The organism is Embleya sp. NPDC005575, from assembly GCF_040605455.1.
Classification (GTDB): Bacteria; Actinomycetota; Actinomycetes; order Streptomycetales; family Streptomycetaceae; genus Embleya.
The window spans coordinates 1-4,245 of sequence record NZ_JBEXCV010000303.1 but is presented as its reverse complement, the minus strand read 5'-3'; the positions used below and the strand labels follow the sequence as shown (position 1 = coordinate 4,245).

Below are 4,245 nucleotides of genomic sequence, written 5' to 3'. Positions count from 1 at the left end.
CACAGCGCAGCTCGGCCGTTGACGCCGTCCGGCGCCACCGGAACAACCTCGTTCCCCCCCCCCCAAATTCCCCCACAACCAAATTTTAAGAACCCCCCCCCCCCGCCCCGCCCCCCGGGCGCCCCCCGCCCGCGCCGCGGCGGACGTGCGTGCCCGCGCGCCCGATGCGTGGGCGATGGGTGCGGGCGTGCCGGCGCGGCGGGTCGTCGGGGTGCGCGGGGGCGTGTTCGGCGAGACGGCCGAACCGGTCTCTTGACTCGGTCGAGGGTTTCGGCAAGCATCAACCTAAGGAAATTCCTTAACCTGTCGGTGAGGGCGCGGCGCGCGGACGCAGAGCGCGGTACGGGCGCGCCGACCACCGCATCCCCACGGTCTGGAGCTCCACGCGATGACGTCACGCAGCCCGCACGCGGGTCTTCCCATCACCGACGACGACGCGGCGATCGCCGCCGCGTTGGAGGACGTCAGCGTGCCGGCGCTGCTGCTGTCCCTGGTCCACCTGACCGGCGACCCCTCGTACATCCGCGGCCCGATCAAGCCCCGGATGTTGATCCTCAACGAGGTCCAGGGCTTCATGCCCGAAGAGGAGAAGGCCGAGGCCCGCGCCCAAGCCCTTGAGGCGATACGCCGTTACCGCGACGGCGGCTGCGTGCTGCCCGAGCAGCCGTCGCCGCAACTGCTGCACGAGATGATGAACTGGGTCGCGTGCCAGGAGATCCCGGCCGAGTACGTGCCCATGATGCTCGAAGACATGCAGATGGACGGGCACGAGGACACCGGGCCGCCCGCACCAGGGGACGCCGCGACGCGCGAGGAGTTCCCCGTCGTCGTGATCGGCTGCGGCCAGTCCGGACTGCTGGCCGGGATCCGACTGAAGGAAGCCGGCATCCCGTTCACGATCGTCGAGAAGAACGCCGGGGTCGGTGGCACCTGGTACGAGAACACCTACCCCGGCTGCCGGGTCGACGTCGGCAACCACTTCTACTGCTACAGCTTCGAACCCAGCGACCACTGGTCGGAGTTCTTCGCCCGACAGCCCGAACTCCAGCGCTACTTCCGGCACGTCATGGACAACCACGGCATCGCCGAGAACATCCGGTGGCGCAGCGAGGTGGCCTCCGCCGTCTGGGACGAGCCGTCCGCGACCTGGCAGGTCACGGTCCGCGGGCCGGACGGCGCCGCGTACACCCTCGCCGCCCGCGCGGTGATCTCGGCCGTCGGGCTGCTCAACCGCCCCAACATCCCGGCCATCGACGGCGCCGAGGGCTTCACCGGCCCCGCGTTCCACTCCGCGCGGTGGGACCACTCCGTCGACTACCGCGGCAAACGCGTCGCGATGATCGGCGCGGGCGCGTCCGGCTTCCAGATCGGCCCGACGATCGCGCCGGACGTCGCGCACCTGACGGTGTTCCAGCGCACCGCGCAGTGGATGTTCCCCAACCCCAACTACCACGGCCGGGTCGGCGAGGGCGTGCAGTGGGCGATGCGGTACCTGCCCTTCTACGCACGCTGGTACCGCTTCATGATCTTCTGGCCCGGCGGCGACGGGTCCCTCGAAGGCGCCCGCATCGACCCGGACTGGCCGCACCAGGACCGCTCCGTCAGCGCCCGCAACGACCAGACCCGCCGGTTCTTCACCGAATGGATCACCAGCCAGATCGGCGACGACCCCGAACTTCTCGCCAAGGTGCTGCCCGACTACCCGGCGACCGGCAAACGCACCCTCCAGGACAACGGAAGCTGGCTGCACACCCTCAAACGCGACAACGTCACGCTCGTCCGCGACGGCATCGCCCGCATCGAAAAGGACGCCGTCGTCACCGCGGACGGCGAACGCCACGAAGCCGACATCATCGTGTACGCCACCGGGTTCCAGGCCAACCGCTACCTGTACCCCATGCACATCGTCGGCCGCGACGGCGCCGTGCTGCGCGAGCAGTGGGGCGAGACGCCCACCGCGTACCTGGGCATCACCGTGCCGAACTTCCCCAACCTCTTCTGCATGTACGGCCCCGGCAGCGCGCTCGCGCACGGCGGCAGCCTGATCTTCCAGTCCGAATGCCAGATGCGGTACATCTCCGCCTGCCTCGACCACCTCATCACCGGCGGCCTGCGGACCATGGAGCCGCGTCAGGACGAGCACGACGCGTACGTGGCGCGCCACCGCGCCGAGATCCGGCAACTGGTGTGGTCCCACCCGTCGATCGAGCACTCCTACTTCAAGAACGCCGACGGCGAGGTCTACACCGCCAACCCCTGGCGGCTGGTCGACTACTGGAACTGGACCAAGGACCCCCGGTTCGACCACTACGACATCCGGTAGCCCGCGCCCCGTCACCCACCCGCGGCATCCGACACCGATCGATCCACGCACATCCCTCGGGACTCGTTCCGCAGTCCCCCGACGAGAGCAGACATCCCGTGCCCCTGAGCATCCGTCAACTCCCACAGGCCCTCGGAGCGGTCGTCACCGGCCTGCCCGACACCTTCGACGACGCCCTCGCCGAGCAGTTGCACGAGGCATGGATGGAGCACCTGGTGCTCTTCTTCCCCCAAGCCCACCTCGACGACGACCGGCTCGTCGCACTCGGCTCGCTCTTCGGCGACTTGGCCGCCACCACACCGGGCAAGGCGAACGACGCCCGCAACGACATGACCACCCTCGGCACCGGCGGGGAGATCCTGGAACTGGACTCGGACGTCGAGCGCGGCGCCAACATCTGGCACACCGACCTGACATTCGCCGAAACCCCGTCGATGGGCGCGCTGCTGTCCATGCGCGTGTGCCCCGAGCGCGGCGGCGACACGATGTGGCTCAACCAGTACCGCGCCTACGACACCCTCGCCGAGCCCGTGCGCACGCTCGTCGACGGCCTGCACGCCTCGCACGGCCGCGCGCCGTACACCGGCACCGCCGTCCACCCCGCCGTCACGACCCACCCGGTCACCGGGCGTCGCACATTGTTCGTCAACCGCGGCTGGACCACCGGCTTCCAGGGCCTGTCCCCGATCGAGAGCAACGCGATCCTGGGCATGCTGTGCGACCACGCCGAACGCCCCGAGAACACCGTGCGCTGGACCTGGCAGGCAGGCGACGCCGCACTGTGGGACAACCGCTGCACCCAGCACTACGCCATCAACGACTACGGCCGCGCCAAGCGCATCCTGCACCGCGTCGCCATCCACCCGCCCACCTCGGCCTGACCCCGCCCGCCGCCCGAGCACGCCGACGGCCCCGCACCGGCACGGTTGCCGACGCGATCGGGCGGCGGACTACCATTCCCCATGCCCCACACCCCGCGATCACCGCAGGCCGACGGCCCGCGCGCCGACACCGCCGAAACCCGCGACGCCCTCCTGCGCGCCGGCGCCCGGCTCATCTCCCGCCACGGTCTCGGCGTCCCCGTGTCCCGCATCCAGCAAGAAGCCGACCAACGCAACAAATCCGCCGTCCAATACCACTTCGGCTCCGTCCCCGCGCTCGCCGCCGCCGTCCTGCGCGACCACCGCACGGACGTCGACGCCCGCCGCACCGAGGCCCTCGCAGCCCTGGGACCCGCCGCGGCACACGCCGACCTGCGCACCCTCGTCGCACTGCTGCTGCACCCCGCCGCGGACGAACTGCGCACCGCGTCGGGCCGCGACTACCTGCGCCTGCTGCCCCAGGTGGCACACCTCGCACAGATCCGCTCGGGCCACCCGGACGCCCCACCCGCCCAGGCCCGCACCCTCACCCTCATCCACGACCACCTGGCACGCGAGGGCATCCGCGACGCCGACGAACGCCTCGCCCTGGTCGTCCAGATGCAGGCCGCAGCCCTCGCCGACCGGGCCCGCCGCATCGACGACGACCCGGACACCGGCCGCGACGTCCACCCCGACCACGAACAGTTCGTGGAACTCGTCGTCGACATGCTCGCCGCCGCACTCGGCACGAGCCGCTGACGGCCGGCCTCCCCACCGGAACGCCGCGTACCGGCACGGGGTGCCGACCCTGCGCCGTCCGGCCCGCGCGGCAGCCGGTGTCCCGCTCGGGACCTGACGGCGGGAGAGCGGGTCGGCCCCCGCAAGGCCCTGTGAGTTCTCGGTTTTCTTCGGTGCGGGTGGGGTTCTGAGCTGTGGTCCCGGGGTTCGGCTGGACGAATGCGCTTTTTGGATTCCGTGTGTCCCCGCGGAGTCGGGCGTCGCCGCCGGGTCGGGGCGGGTGGCGGTGCGTGATCGCGCTCGGATCGGTGAAGGGCGCCG

At 71.0% G+C, this 4,245-nt stretch carries 3 protein-coding genes; all 3 read left to right on the top strand.

From position 1 onward, the window contains the following. The first annotated feature begins 388 nt into the window (after positions 1-388). The 3 genes from ABZS54_RS42325 (at position 389) to ABZS54_RS42315 (ending at position 3,945) form a co-directional block, all read left to right on the top strand. Positions 389-2,323, top strand: coding sequence for an NAD(P)/FAD-dependent oxidoreductase (locus ABZS54_RS42325; protein ID WP_355548607.1), 1,935 nt, complete (start codon positions 389-391; stop codon positions 2,321-2,323). 98 nt (positions 2,324-2,421) lie between these two features. After that, positions 2,422-3,204 carry a TauD/TfdA family dioxygenase gene (locus ABZS54_RS42320; RefSeq protein ID WP_355548604.1) on the top strand — a complete coding sequence of 261 codons (783 nt, stop codon included), beginning with the start codon at positions 2,422-2,424 and terminating at the stop codon, positions 3,202-3,204. Positions 3,205-3,285: 81 nt separating this feature from the next. After that, the gene (locus ABZS54_RS42315) at positions 3,286-3,945 is read left to right on the top strand and encodes a hypothetical protein (protein ID WP_355548601.1); all 660 of its coding nucleotides are present in this window, start codon (positions 3,286-3,288) and stop codon (positions 3,943-3,945) included. The last annotated feature ends 300 nt before the right edge of the window (positions 3,946-4,245 follow it).